26 protein-coding genes and 1 pseudogene are annotated in these 21,496 nt (G+C 63.1%); 10 read left to right on the plus strand and 17 right to left on the minus strand.

The annotated features are described in order from the left end of the window. From M3465_RS16430 to tnpA, 5 genes and pseudogenes are all read right to left on the minus strand, one after another. Window positions 1-817 (minus strand): GumC family protein (locus tag M3465_RS16430; RefSeq protein WP_249502786.1); only part of this gene is annotated, 817 nt, incomplete at its 3' end. A 116-nt stretch (window positions 818-933) separates the two neighbouring features. Continuing rightward, window positions 934-1,161 carry a hypothetical protein gene (locus tag M3465_RS16435; protein ID WP_249502787.1) on the minus strand — a complete coding sequence of 76 codons (228 nt, stop codon included), beginning with the start codon at window positions 1,159-1,161 and terminating at the stop codon, window positions 934-936. Continuing rightward, a pseudogene (locus tag M3465_RS16440) lies at window positions 1,158-1,481 on the minus strand (transposase domain-containing protein); the annotation flags it as partial. The gene M3465_RS16435 and the pseudogene M3465_RS16440, both read right to left, overlap by 4 nt. 23 nt (window positions 1,482-1,504) lie before the next feature. Continuing rightward, window positions 1,505-1,855 carry an IS66 family insertion sequence element accessory protein TnpB gene (tnpB, locus tag M3465_RS16445; protein ID WP_067630184.1) on the minus strand — a complete coding sequence of 117 codons (351 nt, stop codon included), beginning with the start codon at window positions 1,853-1,855 and terminating at the stop codon, window positions 1,505-1,507. Next, window positions 1,852-2,256 (minus strand): IS66-like element accessory protein TnpA, encoded by a 405-nt coding sequence (gene tnpA / locus M3465_RS16450; protein ID WP_249502788.1) that lies wholly within the window; start codon window positions 2,254-2,256, stop codon window positions 1,852-1,854. The genes tnpB and tnpA overlap by 4 nt, the downstream gene beginning before the upstream one ends. 130 nt (window positions 2,257-2,386) lie before the next feature. Here tnpA and M3465_RS16455 point away from each other — a divergent pair, with 130 nt between their 5' ends. Next, window positions 2,387-2,737 carry a hypothetical protein gene (locus tag M3465_RS16455; protein WP_249502789.1) on the plus strand — a complete coding sequence of 117 codons (351 nt, stop codon included), beginning with the start codon at window positions 2,387-2,389 and terminating at the stop codon, window positions 2,735-2,737. A 408-nt stretch (window positions 2,738-3,145) separates the two neighbouring features. Here the strand turns inward: M3465_RS16455 and M3465_RS16460 are convergent, their stop codons facing one another. The 9 genes from M3465_RS16460 to M3465_RS16500 form a co-directional block, all read right to left on the minus strand. After that, complete coding sequence (locus M3465_RS16460; RefSeq protein WP_249502790.1) at window positions 3,146-5,857, minus strand: relaxase/mobilization nuclease domain-containing protein; 2,712 nt, start codon at window positions 5,855-5,857, stop codon at window positions 3,146-3,148. Beyond that, on the minus strand, window positions 5,854-6,222 hold the full coding sequence (locus M3465_RS16465; protein WP_249502791.1) for a hypothetical protein: 369 nt from the start codon (window positions 6,220-6,222) through the stop codon (window positions 5,854-5,856). The genes M3465_RS16460 and M3465_RS16465 overlap by 4 nt, the downstream gene beginning before the upstream one ends. A gap of 131 nt (window positions 6,223-6,353) precedes the next feature. Continuing rightward, complete coding sequence (locus tag M3465_RS16470; RefSeq protein ID WP_249502792.1) at window positions 6,354-6,872, minus strand: hypothetical protein; 519 nt, start codon at window positions 6,870-6,872, stop codon at window positions 6,354-6,356. After that, entirely contained in the window at window positions 6,869-7,579 is a 711-nt protein-coding gene (locus M3465_RS16475; protein ID WP_249502793.1) for a hypothetical protein, read from the minus strand. The genes M3465_RS16470 and M3465_RS16475 overlap by 4 nt, the downstream gene beginning before the upstream one ends. Further along, entirely contained in the window at window positions 7,576-7,962 is a 387-nt protein-coding gene (locus M3465_RS16480) for a hypothetical protein (protein WP_249502794.1), read from the minus strand. The genes M3465_RS16475 and M3465_RS16480 overlap by 4 nt, the downstream gene beginning before the upstream one ends. Before the next feature lie 408 nt (window positions 7,963-8,370). After that, complete coding sequence (locus tag M3465_RS16485; protein WP_249502795.1) at window positions 8,371-8,613, minus strand: class I SAM-dependent methyltransferase; 243 nt, start codon at window positions 8,611-8,613, stop codon at window positions 8,371-8,373. A 135-nt stretch (window positions 8,614-8,748) separates the two neighbouring features. Continuing rightward, complete coding sequence (locus M3465_RS16490) at window positions 8,749-10,581, minus strand: ABC transporter ATP-binding protein (RefSeq protein ID WP_249502796.1); 1,833 nt, start codon at window positions 10,579-10,581, stop codon at window positions 8,749-8,751. A gap of 82 nt (window positions 10,582-10,663) precedes the next feature. Next, window positions 10,664-11,335 (minus strand): phytoene desaturase family protein, encoded by a 672-nt coding sequence (locus tag M3465_RS16495; RefSeq protein ID WP_249502797.1) that lies wholly within the window; start codon window positions 11,333-11,335, stop codon window positions 10,664-10,666. Then, complete coding sequence (locus M3465_RS16500) at window positions 11,332-12,234, minus strand: phytoene desaturase family protein (protein WP_249502798.1); 903 nt, start codon at window positions 12,232-12,234, stop codon at window positions 11,332-11,334. The genes M3465_RS16495 and M3465_RS16500 overlap by 4 nt, the downstream gene beginning before the upstream one ends. 257 nt (window positions 12,235-12,491) lie before the next feature. Between M3465_RS16500 and M3465_RS16505 the strand changes: the two genes are divergently transcribed. Genes M3465_RS16505 through M3465_RS16515 form a run of 3 tightly spaced genes read left to right on the plus strand, consistent with a single transcriptional unit; the run spans window position 12,492 to window position 14,795 of the window. Continuing rightward, window positions 12,492-13,115, plus strand: coding sequence for a F0F1 ATP synthase subunit B family protein (locus M3465_RS16505; RefSeq protein ID WP_249502799.1), 624 nt, complete (start codon window positions 12,492-12,494; stop codon window positions 13,113-13,115). After that, entirely contained in the window at window positions 13,112-13,528 is a 417-nt protein-coding gene (locus tag M3465_RS16510) for a phage holin family protein (protein ID WP_249502800.1), read from the plus strand. The genes M3465_RS16505 and M3465_RS16510 overlap by 4 nt, the downstream gene beginning before the upstream one ends. Then, a complete protein-coding gene (locus M3465_RS16515) occupies window positions 13,518-14,795 on the plus strand; it encodes a DUF3618 domain-containing protein (RefSeq protein WP_249502801.1) in 1,278 nt (425 codons plus the stop codon). Before M3465_RS16510 ends, M3465_RS16515 begins: the two co-directional genes overlap by 11 nt. A 381-nt stretch (window positions 14,796-15,176) precedes the next feature. Here the strand turns inward: M3465_RS16515 and M3465_RS16520 are convergent, their stop codons facing one another. Next, entirely contained in the window at window positions 15,177-15,446 is a 270-nt protein-coding gene (locus M3465_RS16520) for a type II toxin-antitoxin system ParD family antitoxin (RefSeq protein WP_249502802.1), read from the minus strand. Window positions 15,447-15,579: 133 nt separating this feature from the next. On the opposite strand from M3465_RS16520, the gene M3465_RS16525 reads away from it, so the two are divergent. From M3465_RS16525 to M3465_RS16550, 6 genes are all read left to right on the plus strand, one after another. Next, window positions 15,580-16,320 (plus strand): Crp/Fnr family transcriptional regulator, encoded by a 741-nt coding sequence (locus M3465_RS16525; RefSeq protein ID WP_249502803.1) that lies wholly within the window; start codon window positions 15,580-15,582, stop codon window positions 16,318-16,320. 140 nt (window positions 16,321-16,460) lie between these two features. Beyond that, entirely contained in the window at window positions 16,461-17,429 is a 969-nt protein-coding gene (locus M3465_RS16530; protein WP_249502804.1) for a response regulator, read from the plus strand. Beyond that, window positions 17,419-17,787: an Hpt domain-containing protein gene (locus tag M3465_RS16535; protein WP_249502805.1), complete on the plus strand. Its 369-nt coding sequence runs from the start codon at window positions 17,419-17,421 to the stop codon at window positions 17,785-17,787. The genes M3465_RS16530 and M3465_RS16535 overlap by 11 nt, the downstream gene beginning before the upstream one ends. A 142-nt stretch (window positions 17,788-17,929) precedes the next feature. Then, window positions 17,930-19,123, plus strand: coding sequence for a sensor histidine kinase (locus M3465_RS16540; protein WP_249502806.1), 1,194 nt, complete (start codon window positions 17,930-17,932; stop codon window positions 19,121-19,123). A gap of 34 nt (window positions 19,124-19,157) precedes the next feature. After that, the gene (locus M3465_RS16545; RefSeq protein ID WP_249502807.1) at window positions 19,158-19,559 is read left to right on the plus strand and encodes a response regulator; all 402 of its coding nucleotides are present in this window, start codon (window positions 19,158-19,160) and stop codon (window positions 19,557-19,559) included. Window positions 19,560-19,791: 232 nt separating this feature from the next. Continuing rightward, the gene (locus tag M3465_RS16550; RefSeq protein WP_249502808.1) at window positions 19,792-20,766 is read left to right on the plus strand and encodes an ABC transporter substrate-binding protein; all 975 of its coding nucleotides are present in this window, start codon (window positions 19,792-19,794) and stop codon (window positions 20,764-20,766) included. Window positions 20,767-20,859: 93 nt separating this feature from the next. Here M3465_RS16550 and M3465_RS16555 read toward each other — a convergent pair whose 3' ends face one another. Continuing rightward, complete coding sequence (locus tag M3465_RS16555) at window positions 20,860-21,141, minus strand: type II toxin-antitoxin system RelE/ParE family toxin (RefSeq protein WP_249502809.1); 282 nt, start codon at window positions 21,139-21,141, stop codon at window positions 20,860-20,862. Further along, window positions 21,138-21,428, minus strand: coding sequence for a CopG family ribbon-helix-helix protein (locus tag M3465_RS16560; RefSeq protein ID WP_249502810.1), 291 nt, complete (start codon window positions 21,426-21,428; stop codon window positions 21,138-21,140). The genes M3465_RS16555 and M3465_RS16560 overlap by 4 nt, the downstream gene beginning before the upstream one ends. Between the last annotated feature and the right edge of the window lie 68 nt (window positions 21,429-21,496).

The following is a 21,496-nucleotide window of genomic DNA, read 5'->3' on the forward strand; positions in this document are numbered from 1 at the left end:
CAAGTGTACGCGGGCACATTCTAAACTGATTCAGGGATTCCAGACCTTCGACGCTGACAAAGTCGGACCCGGCCTGCTTTGCATTGATCGCGTCTTCCCGTTCTTGCAATTCAGATTCGAGCTCGACAACGCGTTCGGACAGCCAGGCAACCGCGTTCTCGGTGGCATTGAATTTCACCTGTACCTGATTGTCGATGTAGAGTTCGGCAAGTGTGTTTACAATCCGCATGGATTTGCGCGGGTTTTGCGTGGTGACGGTGATGTTGAACACATACGTGTTGCGCTGGACCGACGCCGATATCGCCTCACGCAGAATATCGACAGCGACGTTCAGTTCATGATTGGGCTCAGGCATGTCCTCATGGGGAGGTTGCCCAAGCAAGATTTGCAGCTGCTTTAAAATAGCGCCAACCGGGATCAGCGGATCAGGGCGCAGATCTGGATTGAACTCGGGATCGTCGGTGAGATCAAGCACCTGCACAACGTTTTCCAGAAGACCCCGTGACCGGATGACTTCCAACTCAGTGTTCATCGCCTCGGATTCGGTGGAGACCCCCGACATCACGCTCTCCAGATCGACGAGCTGTTGATCTCTGACTTCGAGCGCCAGTGTTGTGGAAGCTGAATACATCGGCACAGCCAGAACAAACGCGTATAAAAACCCGACGATCAAAGCGGCGAGGGTGACAATCAATATCAGAAATTTGCCGCGCCAGATCGTCCGCAAGAGTTCCAGCAGATCGATCTCATCGCTTTCATGGCTGTCGTGATGCGCCGAGGTTTGCTGCGGGATCGTGATTTTTTTCTGTTCTAGCATGTAGCACTGGGCCCCTGACGGCTTTCATCGCTCCTTCCACATAGGTTCCACAACTGCAAGTATATTGGCACCCCAATCAAGAAGATCGTAGGCATCCGGCGTAGGCCACAGCGAGGTCAATGCGCGTGTTGACGGTCCATTTCGATGAGCTCGCGCAGGTTTTCGATGCCGAATGGAGTGAATGCGATGACGCTGTCGTCGGCGGGGCCGTAGACCCAGATCACGCCATCTTCGGCTTCCATATCGATGGCGAGATCGAAGATCCGATCGACGGTTTCTCCGAGCTCGGCTGCAACGCGTTCGATGGTCTTGACGGAATGGCTCTTGTTCAACTGCATGGTCATGCCGCCTCAGCGAGGGGTCGGGTTTTCCAGTTCCAGGGCAGCAGTTCCGGCATGCGTGAGACCGGCATGTCGGGCAGCCGGGCGAGGACATCGGCGAGCCAAGCCTGCGGGTCGATGTCGTTCATCTTGGCCGTGACGATGAGGGTATACATGGCGGCGGCCCGCTCACCGCCGCGCTCGGAACCTGCGAAGAGCCACGACTTCCGGCCCAGAGCCACGCCGCGCAGGGCGCGTTCGGCCGCATTGTTGGTCAGGCAGATACGCCCATCATCCAGGAATGCCGTGAAGGCCTGCCAACGGCCCTCTTTCTCGAACATGTATAAAACAGGCCGATCAGAGTAATTTACCCGGCCTTTGCAGGGCGTTGCGTCCAACGTGGGTTGCGCCAGTCGATCCCTTCCAAGAGATATCCGAGTTGCGCCGCCGAGATCTGCACCGCTTCGCCCGACCGGCTCACCGGCCAGATGAACTTGCCCGCTTCCAGGCGCTTCAGATAAAGTGACATGCCCACGCCATCATGCCACAGGATCTTGACCAGATCACCCTTACGGCCTCGGAAGCAGAAGATCTCGCCGGCATGGGGATCGCGGCCGAGACCCTCCTGCACCTGCAGCGCCAGCGTGTTCATGCCCCGCCGCATGTCTGTCACACCGCCCGCGATCCAGACCTTCACGCCCGCCGGAAACGCGATCATTGCCGGTCCACCACGTTCAGAATCCGGGCAAGCCCTTCAGGGTCCACGCCCACCGGCACGATGACCCGGCGCCCATTCAGCAGGGCTATCTCAACCTGACAGCCCGGAGGCGGACAGGGATCGACTGAATTGGTCTGCGGCGCGGGCGCTTTGGTCACCGTCACCGGCGCGAACGATACCGGGCGAGAAGACCCAAGCTCACCGTTTCGATACTGCCGCCGCCAGGTTGTCAGCAGCGACCGGCAAATGCCATGCCGCCGCGCTGTGGCTGCCGCCTGGCGGTGGCCGATGAAGCTTTCCTCCACAATGCGCAGTTTGTCATCATCCGACCAATACCGGCGGCGTTCACCATCGGCGGCGGAAAGAACTTCAATTTGAGGGCGGTTGATAAAGTCGGACATAAGGTCGGACTTACCATCGGAGCGAACCAAAGATCAGACGGCCGCCCCCGGAGGCTTACCGCGAAGCGCTGTATGATTTAGGCTCTGCCTGCACATCCCAGCTAATGTTCGCCTCACCTGAAGAACGTGATTGCCCCAGCCTACCAAGCTGCGTGCCACTGCTCCGGCAAACCCGGTGCGGTTCAACATTGAGCTTGGGCAGATCGAGGTCGGAACGGACTTCAGCAGGATGTTCGACGTCAGATCTGGAACTCTCGAGCTCTGGGGCGGTGCCTCGGCCATCTGGTCGCATACTAGCGGCAGCGGCTTCGTCTCCACCGTCACGCCGGACTACGAGGGCGGCCGGGCGCGAGTCGAACTGGGCCTCGACCACGCCTTCTCGACAAACCGACGCTTTTCGGCATCTACTTTCTACGATGGGATCGGCGCGGATGGCTTCGAAAGCTACGGGCTGAGCCTTGGATACGAGATGAGCTTCTGAACGAAGTGGAGCCCGGGGCGTTATCTTCGGGCTCCATTGGTTCCCTCACTGCGAGACCACGCAACGGCATCTATCAGGAAATCTATTCCAAGCTCGTGGAGGCTCAGCGCTCGATCTGGCTCTTGGCCCAGCAGCGCCGCATGGTCGCTGATGAATGCCTCGAAGGCTACGAATGGGTCCCGATGCGAAGCTTCTCTGATGACGACCAGCGACGCCTGCGGCCGCCATCGGTGATGATTTCATAGTCAGACATAAGCACGTGCTTAGGGCTATCCCTAAGCCTCCATGGTTATGCCTGAATGTCCGGTCGAAAGTGGGGCCAGTTCAGAAGCGTCGTGATCACTTTTGTGGCGACGAGGGATCTGACGTGACCTCATTATTGTTTGTCGTACTGCGGTGTTTTTTAGGTCAGCCACAACCTGGCATTTCGGGTTCATCCAAATGCGGGTCATGCATCGACTTCTCGGCAAGGCCCGCCTGTTTGCTCTCTGCTGCAAGACTACTCGACGACATGGCCGGCGATGGCGCCTCCCTGGATGCGTTGAGAACATCGAGCCAGTCCTTGCAGGGCTTCTTTGCGCCCCCGACCTGTGATGGCGGCGCGAGACGTGTCGCGCCGGGCAGTAACGTGGCGAGCCGCTTATGCAGCGCGGCTCCCGCCGCATCATTGTCGAAGCCCGACATGACCTGCCGGCCCTCGGCGAGTTTGAGAAGGGCCACCGCCGTCCTCGCCCCGAACCCGCCGCCCGTGCTGACGTAGATCGTGTCCTCCCGGGCTTCGAGTTCCGCGAGCGCGAGGGCATCGAGGCCGCCTTCGAAGATGACCATGCGTGTTGCGGTTTCGGGATTGCCGAGGACCGCGACGGTCTTCAGGCCGCCCCTGGCAAAGCGCGCTGTGTTTTTCCGGCCATCCTTCTCCCATCGCTGTTCAAACCCCTGGATGTCGCCGGTCTCGGGATTGCGGTGGGCGAAGTAGATGCCGCCAAAGACGCCGCAGCGCACATCATCCCGGAAACGGTGCAGAGTCGATGTCGAGATGCCCCGAGCCTGTGCGTAGGTCCGCCGGTCCTCGATATAAGGTGCCTCCTCCCATCTGCGCCGAGCCTCGGTATGGTCCTGCGGAGTCTCGCTCCTGCGTGGTGCTGCGGCGGGCACCGGCGCCGGAGCGTCGATGCCCATGATCTCGCGGAACGCTTTGCGCGCATCGCCCAGTGTCGATCCCGGGTTGTCCAACAGCCAAAGATCGATGACCGATCCGGACGCGCCCGTCTTGTTGTTCGTCCAGACCCAGACCGGCCCCTTCCGTGTCGCCTTTATTGTCTCGGCACCGCGCACATAGGTACGACGATCCCGGCCCTTCGGGTCGTTATGCCCATCCTTGTGTTTGGGGTCACAGGACCAGCCACAGCGCACGGCGATCTCGTCGATATGCACCGTACGCATCCGGTCCAACTCGTGATGATCGTTCTCGTGGATCGCCCGTGCGATCCGGCGATCTGCACTGCCGCCTCTGCGATCTGCGTCCGGTGCGGATTGCGGGGTCGAGACGGTCCGGCGATCCGGCAGCTCTGCCTTGATCCGCTTCTCTTCCGCGCGCGCCACGGTCCGCAGGGCGGTCCGGACGGGGTCGCGCCCGGAGCCGATGGCCTTGATCACCGCTCGGGCCTCGGCGGTCCCGACATCGATCCTGGCCGCAGCTTCTGCCCGTTCCGCGTCATTTCCCCGGATCGCCTGATCACGGTCAGCGACAGCCTCATGGGCCGCCTGGTTTCCGGCCCGGGCCTCGGTCTCAATCCGGCGCTGTTGGCGCTCCAGCCGCTCCAGGATCGCATCACACTGCGCCTGAATGTCTTCCGGGACGCCATGCACCGCAAGACCTGCGCGCGCAGCCTCAAGAGACACCAAACGCACGAAGTCCGGTGATCCGGTGGGTTTGACCGAGGACCATCCCTTGGCCTTGGCGATCGCGATCATCGCCGTGCGCGTCTGCCTGGTGCTACGGGATGTCGACAGACGATCGCCGTGATCGACCAGCGTTGCGTTGTCCCGGAACGTGATCTGAGGGGGCACATCCTGCAGATCGACAAAACGGATCGCCTCAGACACGGCAGCGTCGAGATGAAGGTCGCAATAGATGCGGCGCAAAAGGGTCAGCTTGAACGCCGATGATGCGGTCGCTTTTTGATCCTCATCCCAAACCATTCCGGATATGCTTTCGATATCCTTGTGGTCCTCTTTGAGATCATTGACATATGCGCTGCCCGGATCTTCATATGCCCCGAGGACGGCCTCCATCTTCCTGATGGAATATTTCGATCCGAATGCTGAGGCTTTCGCGAACTCCTCGCTGCCAAGGAGGCCGATCCGTGCGCCGGACCCGGCCCTGTAATAGCGCAGCCCAAGCGCCCCGAGCGCGGCGTGCAGGCCCTGCCAGTCACGCGCAGAGCCAACGGCCTCTTCAAATCGAGCCTTCAGGGCGGCGGGGACGCCGTGCTCGAATGTCTCGATGCCGGCCGATTTCTCGAACTTGCGCGCGCCGGAGGTTTTCGGTCTTTTGCCAGCGCCCCGGTCCGCCTTCTTCCTGTCCCAGGCCGCCGGGTTGGGCCTCAGCGCAACCGTGCCATCGGCAGACACATCGAACTCGAACCGGCCCCGGTCATGTGACCAGCCTTGTGCCAGCTCGATCTCGCGACAGGCCTTCTCGATCCGCAGGTGGTCGTTCGACTTCGACCAGACTTTGCCGGTTGTGGGGTGGACGGTGTTGCAGACCAGATGAATGTGCCGCCGCTTCGTGTCGTGATGCGTGCCGATGACGACCTGATGCTCCTTGAGCCCAAGGCTGCGGATCATGTGGTCTGCGGCCTCCACCATCTGGTCATCGGTCGGCTGCTCCAGCTCGTGCCAACTGAGGACCAGATGGTAATAGGGTTTCCGGACCCGGCTGTTCAGCTCCGACGTCAGGCGCATTTCCTCGGCTGCATCCTGCCAACCGGATGAGGCGATGTTGCGCAGCGCGACCCGGACGGCTTTGCTGCACACATATGTCACACCGGGCCTGAAGGCATCCGCGCCGCCGCCGGATCCCTTCTCTCCTTCCTTTTTGATGACCTCGCCGATCATGCCAGCTGCGCCCTGATCTGTGCGGCGGCCTTCTCGACAGCGATGCGGGCCTCATGGATCCCGCGCAAATCATCGGCCGACAAGGCGGTGAGGCGGCCCGCGTTCACGGCATATGCAAGCTGGTTCAGGTTTGAGCCGTGTTTTCCCAGCTCGCCGAGGATGCGCAGCAGATCATGGCGCTCTCGACGATCAAACCCGGCCTCTCCGGAGATCAGGGCACCGTGATAATCACGGTGGTCGTGGAACCCGGCCTCGCGCGCCCGTGCAATGAACCGGTCCAGCTCTTCATCATTTACCCGCTTCTGAAGGAGGTTGTTCCGTCTCCGGCGGTTCGACCTCGGTGCTCCATCCCCTGCGCGTGCCATGCCTGCTCAGCCCTACTCACCCCTCTTTCATTTTTATGACCCTTCCCTGAAAATCCCTAATTCTCGCCTTTCCTCCTAACGCCCACAGCTGATCCCGCCGACGCCATCTGGCGGAGAAGGAGATCAGCCCATCACCGCTGAACGAAACATCCGACCTGTCCGTCGACTGTGGGAAACGGTGGCTCGGCGCAGAGGCCGCGCGCCTCGAGGAATTCATATGTGCCCCAGGCTGCGGCCAAGGCCAGACACGCGGCACTGAACGCGCCGACGAGGGCCGCCACGATAAACTGCCTTCGGGAAATGCGATCGGCTGTGGTGATCGATTTTTGCGAGGAAGCCCGGGCGATCTTGTCGGATGCCGCCTCGATGATCCGCGCGATGGCCTTCCGGGCTTCGGCGCTGGCGATCGGGCCGGCGCGATCCGGGACGGCGTTCAATTCTTCGATGACGCGCTCAACGTCTCGCAAGGTGGCGGCCCGGCCCGACCTGATCGCACGGTCATAGTGATCGAGCACCAGGATCACCGGCCAGAGCTCGTCCCGCGGGGAGAGACCGAGCCCCGCCTTGATCCCCATCAGGCGCGTGCGGTCCTGCTCCGTCGGTGCGCGGCGGTAAATCTGGGCGAAGAGGTTTTCCGGAAACTCGGTCATTCGAGAAGCCCTGCGATCTTCATCTGCTCGGACCATGACCGGACCGCTGCCTTTACGCGCATCTTCTGAAGCATGGAGAGCCTGTCCGAGGTCTGCGCGGAAATCAGGTTCAGGCCAGCGTTTTCGAGAATATCATTCACACCCGGATCAAGCCGGACCAGGTCGATGATGGCGGCCCCGCGCGCTTCGAGATCGGCTTTGACCCTGGTCTTGTCGAACAACGTGAAATCGCGCTCCTCGCGCCAGTTGCGCACGATGATCCAGCGCGTGGCATCCGGCAGGGCTGCCAGCTCATCCTTGAGCGCCACGAGCGGGGGCCGGGTCTGATCGATCACGAAGACGATGGTCAGTTCGGCGTCGATCTCGGCGAGAAGCAATTCGAGGCTGAACCCGTCTTCGGAAGCGCCGTCCTGGGTCAGCCTCTCGGTGACGTCGGAGCCGCGTGCAGGCAGATCGATCAGGACATCCCCGGGGCTTTCCGCAATGACGTCAAAGAGGGCATCGCGGCCAGCGGGTGTCATGACCTTGATGCGCTGAACATCAAGTCCACTGTGTTCGAACGCGGCGTGAAGGCCGGCGTTTTTATCGTCACCATCGACCAGCGTGACCGGATGTCCGGCCTGGAGCATCACGGCCGCCATGCGCTTTGCGACTTCGGTCTTGCCGACGCCCCCTTTGTCACCGTGGATGAAAAAAATCCGCTTCACAGTTCACCTCCTTGATCGCGAAAATCCGATGCATGGTCCTCTTTGCGGACCTTTGTCCTCCCCTTGTCCGGGGCGGTCTCTGCCTTGGTATTTGCGGGACGGGTCCGGCGCGTCCACGATCTGGTCGGCGCAATCCCGGCCTGGGTCCGGGCCCTGCGGACGTATGTTTTGAACGTGTTCATGTTGAGCTGTTCGCCGTCCGGGAGGGTCTTGTTGAGTTCCTCGCAAATCTCTTCCAGAGAAAACCCGGCCATCATCTTTTTGTGGATGTCCTGGATCAGGCCGGCGACAAAATCCGCCCGCGTCAGTTTCTTCTCCCGTCGCGTCGACATGGACTTGAGCGCTGACTTTGCCTCCTTCAGGTGTTTCCGTTTGAGTGCCATGATGTTATCCTCGTGCTACACGGCGAGTGTCTTTGAAGACCGTGAAAATACGAAAATAAATCTTCGGAATCCGCTTTGGGGATCACCCTGCCCTTAGCAGGGTATGGCGACGGTAAACCGTCCCCCCCCTGATCCCGCAGCGGCGCAGACACGAAGGTGTCTTCTTCTCGCGGGATGGCCAACTTGTCGGCGCCGGGGGCTTCTCCGCGTGGCGTCCTGGGCAATAGGTGACGGGAGAATGGCGCATGGAAAAACCAGATCCTGACCCGATGGGACGGGGAATGGTCTGCCGGAACTGAGCCAGTTTGAAGTGGATTCCGGAAGGGGTGCGGGATGGTGCCCTAAGCACCCCGAGGGGCGCACTCCAATAAGGGGTCAAACTTCAATGCCGATTGACAGCTTTTACGATCATTCCGCGTTTTTCCAAACCGCGGAGTCAAAGCCGCGTTCAAGATAATGCGGGACAAACCGGCCTGTGCCGAAAGGAATATCCACAACGCTGAGGCCCTTGGGCAATGTGTCAAGGAGGCTCCCGAGTGCCTCCTGTTCGATGTGCCACCATGCCTGTTTCTGACGCACCTGGTCGTATTTTGCGGCGGTGCCGCCATAATACCGATCACCCTTGGCCTTTTTCATATTGATATTGGACATCACACCACCCTCACTCACATGCGTCATGCGATGTATAATCGAACCGATTCCGCGCGCATCTTTCGTGCCAGGACGTCATCCGGAAGAGCGGCTTGGTTGCAACACAATCATCACGGAAGATAGCGCCTCGCCCGCCTACCCGTAGCTTTGCTTCTGCGCGCCATACATGCCGGCATAGAGCCCGTCTTGGGCCAGCAGGTCGGCATGGGTGCCCTGCTCGACGACCTTCCCCACATCCATGACATAGATCCAGTCGGCATGGGCGATGGCCGAGAGCCGATGCGCCACGATCAGCGTGGTGCGCCCTTCCGACAGCCGGTTCAGCGCGCGCTTAACCTTGTCCTCGGTCTTCTGGTCGAGCGCCGATGTGGCCTCGTCCAAGAGCAGGATGGGCGAGCCGCGCAGGAAGGCGCGCGCGATGGCGATGCGCTGTTTCTGCCCGCCCGAGAGCTGGCTGCCCTTGGGGCCGAGCGGCGCGTCGCCGCGCGCATCCATCAGATCGGCGATCTCGGCGGCCTCGGCGGCGGCGCGGACCTCCTCGTCGGTGGCATCGGGGCGCACGTAACGGATGTTGTCCTTCAGCGAGCTGTTGAAGATCACGATATCCTGCGCCACCACCGAAAACGAAGAGCGCAGCGCCTTGATCTTCAGCCTGTCGATGGGCGTGCCACCGATGCTCACCCGCCCCTCCTCGACATCGTAGAGCCGGGTCAGAAGGCTCAGGACGGTGGTCTTGCCCGACCCTGTCGCGCCGACGATGGCGGTGATCCTGCCGCCGGGAAAGCGCATCGACAGGCCGTCGAAAAGCGGGTGCTGCGGATCGTAGCTGAAACGCACATCCTCCAGCGCCAGATCGCCTGAGCGGTCGAACTCCTCATGCGCATCCGGCGCGTTGGTGATGCGGGGGATTTCGCGGTAAAGGCTGCGGATACCGTCGAGCAGGATCAGGTTGGCCTGCAACTTTGCAAAGAACCCCGCCAGCATCCGCGCCGGATCGAAGATCAGCGCAAGGCCCAGCAGATAGGCGATGATCCCCGCCCCATCGAGCCCGAAATCGCCCGACAGCACCATGTAGCCGCCGCCGCCGATCACCAGCACGTAGACGAAGGCCGCCATCATGTCGATCGCCGGCATCACCAGCGCCTGCGCTGCCTGCAACCGGATCGAGATCGAACGGATGCCCTCTGTCGCGGTGACAAGGCGCGCGCGCTCGACCGGTTCCTGCCCCGCGATCTTGACCGTGCGCATGCCGCTTGTCATCTCGTCGATGCCGGTCATGTAGGCGCCGAGCGCATTTTCGGCTGTCGCCTGGATATTCTTGATCGTGCTCGAAACGTGCTGCAGCAGCAGCAGGATCATCGGCAGCACGATCAGTGCGGCGGTGAAGAGCAGGGGCGATTTGTAGATCAGGTATCCCGACACGATCAGGATCGTCGCCGCATCGCGCACCGCGTTGACCGTCGCCTGGCCGACGAACTGGCTCAGCCCCTGGGACTGGTTGACCAGCCGCAGGATGATCTCGCCCGACTGGGTGCGCTCGAAAAACGCCAGATCGAGCGTCATCAGGTGGTCGATCAGATCGCGCCGCATCTTCATCACCGCGTCGCTGGCCAGCCAGACCGACAGGCGCGGGATGAGATAGGACATCAGCGCCCGCGTGGTGAAAAGCGCGAAGACGATGCCGCAGACCTTGACCAGATCGCGTGTCGCCCCGCTTTCGAAGATCACCCGCAAGCCGTCCTCGGTCAGGGCGAGGAATTGCTGGTAGACGAACCCCTGGATGGCGATCATGCCCAGCACGAGAAAAAGCCACGGCGTCTTGGATTTCAGGTAGCGGTTCCAGAACCAGACGATATTGCCCCGGTCGATCTCGGAGAACATCGGCCGTTTCTCGGGCTTTTCAGGCTTTTCGGGCCTCTCGGCCCCGGTGCGCGACACCGGTTTGGGCAGAAGATCGGACAGCGCCATGGCAGGCTCCGGATTGGTCTGGGCCGGCTCTACAGGGATTTGCCGGGCAGGTCAGCCCCCGCTTTGCGCGCCCCTTTGCCGATCAGCCCAGCATCTTGCCCAGCAATGTGCCCGGCCCCGCGCCGGTGCTGGCGCCGGGCCAGACGGCGGCGCCGGTGTGGTAGAGCCCATCGAGCGGGGTGGTGCCGTCGGCATGGCCGCGCACCGGACGGAAGATGGCATTCTGCGACAGGTGATGGCTGCCGCAGACCTGATCGCCGCCCACCAGATTGGGATTGTCCGCCTCCAGATCGCGCGGCGAGACGCAGCGCATGCCGAGGATCTTGCCCCGCAGCCCCGGCGCATGGCGCTCCACGATGTCCAGTGCGCGTTCGCAGAAAGGCGCAAGCGCAGCCTCCCAGTCGCGCGCGTCGATCTGGCCGGCGGCATCGCCCGCGATTTCGGCCGGCACCATGCGGACCTGCAGCCAGAGCGTGTGCTTGCCCTCCGGCGCGCGGGATGGATCGATGGCCGAGGGCTGGCCGACGACGATCATCGGCTCTTCGGGCAAAAGCCCGGCCATCGGCTGCTGATAGGTCTTGGCCATCGCATCGAGCGTCGGCGCGATGGTGACATAGGCATAGTCGCGCAATTCGGCCCCGGCGCGCCAGTCGGGCAGATCCGACAGCGCCAGATGGATCATCACCGTGCCGGGCGCATGGCGGAACTCCCTGAGCCCCGCATCGTAATGCGCATCCCCCGTCGGCCCGGTCATCCGTGCCAGCGCGCCGGGGGCGACATTGGCGATGATCGCCTTGTTCGCCGCCCGTCCGCCGTCTCGATCACGCGGGCACGGCCGCCTTCATGCAGGATGCGGGTGACCTCGGTGCCGCATTCGACCGAGCCGCCCTGCGCCTCGATCTCGGCCACCATGGCGCGGATGATCGTGTCCGAGCCGCCCCGGCCCAGGAACATACCGCCGGCCTGATCGCCGAAGGCTTCGAGATAGGGAAAGATCGCGCCGGAGGCGATGTCGGGGGCGTAATCGATATGCATCCCCCAGGGTGCCAGAGCGGCGCGGATCTTCTCGCTCTCGAAACTGCGCCCCAGCCAGTCGCGCGGCGAGGACAGGGTGAAGCGCAGCAGATCGAGGCTGCCGCCCCAGCCGCACTCGCGCAGCGCCTTGAAGCCCAGCCCGCTCAGCGCGGTCCAGCTCATCGGGCTCGACATCAGCCCGCCGATCAGCCCCGCGCGCGCTTCGAACCCCTCGGTCAGTGCGCGCCAGGTGTCCGCATCGCGCTCCGACAGCGCCCGGATGCGGGCCAGGTTGGCCTCCGTGTCGGTGCCGACGCCGAACCAGGTGCCGTCGTCATAGACAGAGGCAAAGCACTTCTCGGCGCGCGCGAACTCCGCGCCGCGGGCCTCCAGCGCCTCGCCGAAATCGGCGTAAAAGCCGGAATTGCGGAAATTCGACAGGTTCATCGCCGCCCAGTCATGCCGGAACCCCGGCTCGGTCAGCTCCTGCGTCTTGACCGCCCCGCCGGGGGTCTGCGCGCGCTCGAGAACCCGCACGCTCCAGCCCGCGCGCAGCAGGTAGAGCGCGCAGACGAGGCTGTTATGGCCCGATCCGATGAGGATGGCGTCTGGGGTGTCGTCGGTTCGGTCATGGCGCATGGTGCGGGCTCCATCGGCAAGGGGGTGTCCCCCATGGACCTATGCGCCCGGCCCTTTCCCCGCAGCTCGGGCGAAGCGCGCGGAACACGCGGAACACGATGGCGTGAAGCGGCGTTCCCCCTTCGATGACAGACCGAACGACATATCGCTGACACGCAGGAGACCCAAGGATGTATGGCATCATTTACCTTATCGGCCTCATCGCAATCATTCTCGCGGTCCTCAACTTGATCGCCTAAGTTGCAAGGAGCATTCCCATGACATCGCAAGACAAATCCCATTCGAACCAGGCCAAGGCCACGGCGCAGGAAGCGAGGCAGGACGTGAAATCGGCCGCGCGGGACGTCGCCGAGGACGCCAAGGCCCGCGCGCGCGGCACCGCCGATGCGGTGGCCGAGGAAGCGGCGCATTACGCGGACCAGGCCAAGCAAAGCGCGGCCGGAGAGGTGAAAAGCGTCGCCTCCGCGCTGCGCACGGCGGCCGACGAGCTGCGCAGCGGCTCGCCGCAGGAACGCACCTTCAGCCAGATTGCCGACAGCCTCGCCGATGCATCCGACGCGATGCGCGACAAGGATCTGGGCGAGATGATGGGCGCGCTCAACGGCTTTGCCCGGCGCAATCCGATGCTCTTTCTGGGCAGCGCCGCGCTGGTCGGGTTCGCCGCCACGCGTTTTGCCCGCGCCTCTTCGGATCGCGATGCTGGCTATAGCGGGCGCCATGATTACAGCGCCGGTCACGGGGCGGGCCATAGCATCGGCCAAGGCGCAGGTCAGGGCACGGGCGCACGCACCCCGGCCACCCAGCCGCCGACCACCCCGGCGGGGACCACGCCGCAACCCGTCGTCACGCCGGGGCAGACAACGAAGGGAGGCACGCAATGACCACCGATCCCAACAAGACCACCGATCCGAACAAGTCCACCACCGGGCTGCTGAACGATGCGCTGGCGCATGTCAGCTCGCTGGTGCGGAGCGAGGTCGATCTGGCCCGCGCCGAAGTGGACGAGAACCTCAAGCAGGCCGGTGTCGCCATCGGTCTGATCGTGGGGGCCGCCGTGGTCGCGCTGACCGCGCTCAACGTGCTGTCGGCCGCGCTGGTCGCGGCGCTGACCGAGCTGGGCATCCCGGCGGGATGGTCGGCGGTGATCGTCGGCGTGATCTTCGGGATCATCGCCTATGCCATGCTCCACAAGGGCACCAACGATCTGAAACTCAGAAGCCTTGCGCCCACCCGGACAGCCAAGAACGTGAAGCGCGATGCACATGCCGTCAAGGAGGTGTATGATGACAAATGAGACCCGCAGTCCCGAAGAGATCGAACGCGAGATCGAGCGCGAACGCGCCGGGCTGACCGACACGCTGGACGATCTGCAGGATCGCTTTTCGGTCGAATACATGGCCCGCCAGGTCACCGACCAGTTCCGCGAACATGGCGGCGATATCGGCCGCTCCGTCTCGGAGGCCGTCAAGCGCAACCCGCTGGCGCTGGCGCTGACCGGCGTGGGCCTTGCCTGGCTGATGACGAGCGATCGCAGCGCGCCGCGCCGCCGGGTGGAATACGGCCATCCCGATTACGACCGCATCGAGGCCGCCCGCGCCCGCGCAAAGGTGCGTTTCGCGCATGACGACGACTATGAGCGCGATCTGGAGGACCGGCTGGAGCGCACCGATCCCTATGACCGCCCCGGCGCGCGGCCGGGCCGCCCGGTGATGGGGCCCTCGCCCAGTTCCTACTATTCGCGCCATCACGCGCAGACCCGCGATGTGCCCGCCTGGGCGCGCGTCGATGACAGCGATGACAGCGACGACGAAAGCTGGACCGACAAGGCAAAGGACCGCGCCTCGGAGGCCGGTGATCGCATCTCCGGTGCCGCCTCCTCGGCTGCCGGATCGGCCCGCGCTGCCGGATCGGGCGCGGCGGACAAGGCCAGGCAGGCCGGGCAATCCGTCTCGGAGGCCGGGCAATCGGCCAAGCACCGTGCGCAGGATGCCGCCGGCACGGCAAAACACCGCGCCCAGGATGCCGCCAGCCGGGCCCGTGCCCGCGCCGAGCGCTATCGCCGCAAGCTGGCGCAGGGCACCGAGGATCTCTCGGACGAGGCCCGCCAGCGGGTGATCGCCGCGCGCGAGAGGGCGATGGATGCGCGCGACCGCGCCATGCGCCAGGCCCGCCGCGGCGCCGACCGCGCGGCCGATCTCTTCGAGGAACAGCCGATGATCGGCGGCGCCATCGCACTCGCCATCGGCGCGGCCCTCGGCGCCGCCCTGCCCCGCAGCGACATGGAAGACCGCTACATGGGCGAGCAGAGCGACGCGCTGATGGACGAGGCCGAACGGATCTTCGAGGAAGAGACGCAAAAGCTGCGCAAGGTCGCGGATGCCGCGGCCGACGAGGCCGGCAAGGTCGCCAGGGAGACCAAGCGCGAGCTGGACGACAAGGCGTCGAGCGACACCGCCGCCGATGCCGCCGCGGACAAGGCCAAGAAGGCCGGCGAACGGGTGGCGGATGCGGCCAAGTCCGAAGCGAAGAAACAGGATCTGGGCGATGTGAAGAAATCCTGACCGGATTTCGCCCCAAGCCCTGTCCGGGCCGGCGCCTTTCCCCGGGCGCCGGCCCTTATGCGTTCCAGCATATGTTCCTTGTGATCCTGCCCGCCGAAGAACACCGCCAATACCTGCACCGCGCGATTGCCGTCATCGGTCAGGAAATAGAAAACCGCGCGTTCCTTCGTGACCCATCGCAACCCGTCCATGACCTGCGACCAGAGCGTGCCCTGATACGGGGCGGCGCCCAGAGCATCCATCGCATCTTCTATGCGCGCGATACGCAATGCAGCGCGGTCCACTGCCTCCGGCGCAGTCTCTCCCATGTCCCGATAGCTTTGATGAAGATGGTCGAACAGAACCTCGAGATCGCGGCGGCAGGCGATGGACCGCCTGACGTCAAAGCCCATGGGCCTTGCGCTTGGCCGCGATCATCTCCGCCGTGGCCGCGCGGGCGGTGCCGGCATCCTCGAAAGCGCCCGCCCGGCGCTCATCGAGAAAGGCGCGCAGCGCGGCGAGTTCCGCCTCCTCCTGTTCGATCTTGCGGCGCAAGAGCTCGATCCCCTGCTGCATGACGGCACTTGCACTGGCGAAACGCCCCTGCTCGACCTGCGTGCGCACGAAGGCGTCCTGCTCTTCGGATATCGAAACGGATGATTTCACCGACATGGGGGCGTTTCCTTCTGGATATACTACTGAGTAGCATTCCCTGCCCGGCAGGATCAAGTTGCCGCCATGGCTTGAAGAAAATCGCCCCCCCGGCGTAAACTCTTGCGACATCACAAGCGAACCGGGGCCGATCATGCCGCAGCACAGGACCGAAAAGGCGTTGCCGCGGCTCGGGATGACGCGGCATCTGCCCGAGGATCGATGGGCGCGCCTTGCCGCGCGCATCTCGCGGATCGACACCCATGCCGCCGGCACCGTGCTCAGCCGGCGCGGCGAACGGCTCGAGCAGAGCCTTCTCGTCCTGAGCGGCATCGTCGTGCGCTCCATCCCCCGCGCCAACGGCGCGCGCAGCACCGTCGTGGCGTTGCAGGTGCCGGGCGATTTCGTCGATCTGCACGGCTTTCCGCTCAAGCGGCTCGATCATGATGTCGTCACGCTCACCGAAACCGAAATGGCGGTGATCGCCCATGCCGATCTTGCCGCCCTCGTCGATGCCGACTTGCCGCTCGCCCGCCTGCTCTGGTCGCTGACGCTGATCGACGCGTCGATCCACCGGCACTGGGCGATGCGCAACAGCGCGATGCGGGCGCTGGGGCGGGTGGCGAATTTCTTCTGCGAGATCGACACGCGGATGAACGCGGTGCATCGCGCGATGCGAAACGTGCATGAAATCGGCCTCACCCAGGCCGATATCGCCGATGCCTGCGGGCTGACCACGGCCCATGTCAACCGCGTGCTCAGGGATCTGCGCGAGGATGGCAGCGCCGCCTTCCAGGCGGGCGTCCTGCATGTGCATGACCGCCCCGCCCTGCACCGCCTCGGCGCGTTCAATGCCGGGTATCTCTACCTGCCGGAGCCCGGCGCGCCGGTCTGACGAATGGGCGGGCCGGTTCGAAAACCGCCGCTTCGCTGAAATTATGCCCCAGTATTGTCATAAATTGTCGCCAAGACGGGGACAGTGTTGTGACCGCAGGTTCCCTGTTTCCTCCTTTTCCAGAACTCGCAGGACCCGAAATGAAAATTCTTGTCGTCGACGATGATCCCCTGTTCCTCGATCTGATGGAGCAGACGCTGCGCGCTTTGGGCTATTCGGATATCTATCAAGCGTCCTCCGCGCATGAGGCCCTGCGCGCTGCCAATACGGCGAAGACACCGTTCCAGTGTTTCCTGCTCGATATCCAGATGCCGGGCATGGACGGGATCGAGCTTTGTGAAATCCTCCGCGAATCCCCCGAATACGCCTATACGCCGATCGTCATGGTCACCGCGATGACCGAAAAGCATTTCGTGGATCAGGCCTTCCGGGCCGGGGCGAACGATTACGTGACCAAGCCCATCGAGACGGTGGAGATCAAGGCCCGGATGGGCATGGTGCAAAAGCTCCTGTCGGAGCGGATGATCTCCGGCACGCTGCAATCGCAACTACATGAAACCGAAGCCGCTTTCGGCCGGCAGATCGCATTCGACGAAGCCTTTGGCCTGCCCGAACTGTCGCGGACAATGCCCTTTGCCAGCCTTGAGAACTATGTTTTGAGGCTCGGCAACATGCGCATGATCGCCAATGTCGCCATCGGCTTTCACGTCGAGAACGCGGCCGATCTCTATGCCGCCTCCAGCGGGGTCGAATTCGTCGACGGCATGTCTGAGATCGCCTCGGTCATCGGCGAGACGCTGCCCGGCCCGGCGAATTTCCTCGCCTATGCCGGATCGGGAGATTTCTGCGCCATCATCCCGCGGCTGGCCCCGTTCGATCCCGAGGAGGCGGCCATGACGATCAATGACCGTCTCGACCAGATGACGCGATACGTGTTCGGAACATCGCAAACACCGCGCGTTCGGGTCGGCCGGCCGCAATCGAACGGGTTGTTCTCGTTCAAGGATCCGTCCGCCGTTCTCGTCGGCGCGATCCACGATGCCCGGAGCCGGAACGCCCCGCGTGCCGCGGCATCCGCAGCGCCGGAATATCACCGCCATGAGAGCTGATGCCTGCATCACCCGAACGGCCGAGACCGCGATCTCCGCGCTGCGGCGCCGGTTTCTGGACGATCTGGAATTTCGCCTCGCAGATATCGATCGCGCCGCGCAGGACTGCCGGCGGCCCGAAAACCCCGAAGCGTTCGCGCGGCTTGCCGGATTGTGTCACAAGCTCGCCGGCGTGGCCGCCTCTTTCGGGTTTCCGCAGCTCGGCGAGGAGGCGCGCGCCGTCGAGCTCGGTGCAAACGCCCTTTCCGGGGCGCCTTCGCAGCAGGCGCGGGATGCGGTTCTGGCGCGCGCCGAACATCTGCTCGATCTCATGGAGGATATTCTCGAAACCCCGCAGCCAGAGGTGCCGCGGCGGTGAAACAGGAAGCACGCGGGGAGATGAAGCATGATGTCGCAGCCTCGCGTTTTCCGGAAATGGTCTCAATTCAACCTTTCTGCCGGCCTATGAAAACGACAGCCTGTCAGAGGCCGGCAAATATCGATAGCGTGCAGGGTGTGTGATGGTCGCAGCGTTGAACTCATTGACGAATATCAGGTATTTTCACAAATCCCATCTGTCTTTCCCGGCGCTCTTCAAGACGGTGTTCCGACGGATTTTCCGCACCCCGTCCTCTCCGTCCGGCGAGCGGCAGGAAGCGGCGGCCGTCGACGACATGCTGCACGCCGCCCTCGAGCATCTGAACGAGGACGTCTATCTCTACGATGCCGAAACGCTCGAATTGCGCTACCTGAACCGCGAGGCGCGCGCGCGTTGCCGATGGCGCGAGAGCGATCTGCAGGGCAAGCGGATCGGCGATACGGTTCCGGGCTTCGATATGGATCTGTTCCGCCAGCATACCGATCCGCTTCTTTCGGGCGAAAAGGATGCCACGACGATCCAGGCGATGCATGCCAAGGGGCCGGTGGAAGTCGTCACCAGATTGATCCTCGGCTCGGATGGGAAGCGGCTTTTCGTCTCGACCTTGCGCGATCTGTCCGAACGCCACGAGATCGAACAGGCCAGGATGCAGACGATCTCGATGATCAGCCACGAGCTTCGCACGCCGCTGACCTCGATCAAGGGGGCGCTCGCGCTGTTGAACTCGGGGGCCCTGGGCGGGATGTCGCCGCAGGCGGGCGATATCCTGGCCATCGCGAACCGCAACAGCGACCGTTTGCTGAACATGATCAACGACATTCTCGATTACGAGAAACTGGCCTCGGACAAGATGACCTTCTCCGATGTCAGGATCGATCTGCACAAGCTGGTGCTGGAAGCGCTGGAAAACATGAAGGGCTATGCGGAGCTCAACCATGTCAGGCTGCGGCTCGAACGCCCCGACACGCCCGCCCGCGCGTTCGGCGATCCCAACCGGCTGATGCAGGTGCTGGTCAATCTCATTTCGAACGCCGCGAAATTCTCTCCCGATAACGGGGAGGTCACGATCCGGCTCGAAAGGATCGACGGTGGATGGCGTCTTTCGGTTCACGACAACGGGCCGGGCATTCCCGAAGCGATGATCGCGAAGATCGGCCAGCCCTTCCTGCAACTGGAGGCGACACAGAACAAGAAACATCTCGGAACCGGGCTCGGCCTGACCATCGTGAAGCGTATCCTGTCGCATTATCGCCTGGGGCTTCTGGTGACATCGCGGGAAGGTCATGGCAGCGAGTTCGCCTTCGAGATGCCCGATGACATGCAGGAGGCGGCCTGATGCGGGCGCCGATTTTGCGATGAAAGGACGAGGCATGGAGCTTGAGACGATCGTTCACGTGGACGATGACGAGGATATCCGCACGATCGTGCAGATCGCGATCGAAACCGTCGGACAGATGAAGCTGGTGCAATTCGCGGACGGACCTTCGGCGCTGGCGGGGCTGGACGGGCCGGCGCCCGATCTTTTCCTCTTGGATGTGATGATGCCGGGCATGACCGGACAGGAACTGAGGACCGAGATCGCGAAAAACCCGCGTTTCGCGAATGTGCCGACCGTCTTCGTCACGGCAAAGGCCGAAGACAGTTTCACCGATCGGCTACGCGCGAGCGGCGCGCTGGCGGTGATCACGAAACCTTTCGATCCGATGACGCTGGCCGACACGCTGAAGACCATCTGGAGCGAAAACCGCGATCGTCTGGACAAGGCCGGCTGACGGGCCGGCCAAGAAGATGAAATACGCTTTGCAACTCCCTGATCTTGCAGGATTTCATTACACTCCACATCGCCCCGCCGATCGATGAGTCTTCGGCCCTGGCCGGTGCGCGCGCTTGCAACCTCCGAGGCAGGCGGCATAATCGCCGGCACGAGACGCGGGGGCCGGTCCGGCCCCCCGGCCCTGCCTTGCCATCGCAAGAACGGGCTCGATAACAGGGAGATAAACACATATGTTGAAGTATATTCTGTCCGCCTCGGCCCTTGCGGCGGCCGCCCCGGGGCTTGTCGCCGCCGAAGAATGCGGCGAGGTGAGCATCACCGAGATGTCCTTCGCCTCGGCCATCGTGACCACCGAAATCGCCTCTTTCCTGATGGAGCAGGGCTATGGCTGCGATGTCACGCGGGTGCCGTCCGACACGATCCCGGCGCTCACATCGCTGGCCGAGAATGGCGAGCCCGACATCGTCACCGAGCTTTGGGTCAATTCCGCCGGAAGCGCCTATGACAAGCTCAAGGCCGATGGCGTGATCGTCGACATGGCGCCCGTGCTCGATCCCGGCGGGGTGGAGGCGTGGTGGATCCCCACCTATCTCGCCGAGGACCATCCCGAGCTGACCACCATCCAGGGCATTCTCGACAATCCCGATCTCGTCGGCGGGCGGTTCAACAACTGCCCCGATGGCGGCTGGGTGTGCAACATCATCAACGCCAACATCGCCCGCGCCTACGGGCTCGAAGAGGCCGGGATCGAGGTGTTCGACCACGGCAGCGGCGAGACGCTCGCCGCATCGCTGGCGGCGGCCTACGAGAACCGCGAGCCGTGGTTCGGCTACTATTGGGAGCCGACGGCGATCATGGGGCGGTTCGACATGACGATGGTCGATATCGGCGATGTCGATCTCGAGGCGCATGAGGCCAATCTCGATCCCGATGTCACCGATCCCAAGCCCAGCCGTTACCCGCCCAGCCTCGTCTACACGGTGGCGACCACCGATTTCGTCGAGGAGTATCCCGAGGTCGCCAAGCTGATCGGCAATATCAGCTTCGGCACCGACGAGATGAGCGCGCTTCTGGCCTGGAAGGGCGAGAACAATGCCACTGCCGAGGAAACCGCCGTTCATTTCCTGACCACAAAGCAGGATGTCTGGCGCGACTGGCTGAATGACGACGCCCGCGCGCGGCTGTCAAAACTGCTCGACGGCTAATTATCGGATCTTCCCGAAGACGCGGGGGCTCGACGGCCCAGCCTTGACGGCAAATGTGAAAGCGGCGCCCGATCTGGCGCTGCTTTCAACGCATCAATAACCGGCACCTTGCCTGGTATCCCAAAGGCGCAGGATCTCGATTCTGGTCGCTGCCACGCGGTAGATGAGCGTGAACGGTGTCCGAGGGATCGAAAGCTCGCGCACGTTTTCCCGAGCATCGCTTGGGTGACCGGCATAGGGATTGGCCGCCAGCGTCATCTGAATGGCTTTCAGGTGAGCGCGGGCCTTTGCGCTGCCTTCAGGAAAGACGGAACGATAATAGTAGCGGAACCATTGGATGTCCTGCGCCGTATCTTCGAGGAAGACGATCTTCATCCACTGTCGGGCGTGATGTCTGCTTTCGGCGAGGGAACCTCGTTCCGGGTGTCCCAGGACTCGATCCAGTCATTCATCGCCTCGGCGGAAATGAACCTCCCCTGGTCTGCCCGCTCCAGAGCGGCCTCGATCGCCGCGCGCTTTGCAGCCTTGGCTTCCAGCATCGAGCGAATGGCGCGCACCGCCAGTTGGGTAGGCGGCCGATCCTCGATCGCCGCTTCCCGTTCAAGCGATTGCCTGAGCGCCTCGTCCAGACGAATTGAGTAAGGTGCGGTGCCCAATGTCATATCCTTTCGTCTACGTTGTAATACAGCGTAATACAACATCGGGCAAGGCCCAAGGATGTCACGAAAGA

It is taken from the genome of Marivita sp. GX14005 (genome assembly GCF_023370775.1).
Taxonomy (GTDB): Bacteria; Pseudomonadota; Alphaproteobacteria; order Rhodobacterales; family Rhodobacteraceae; genus Marivita.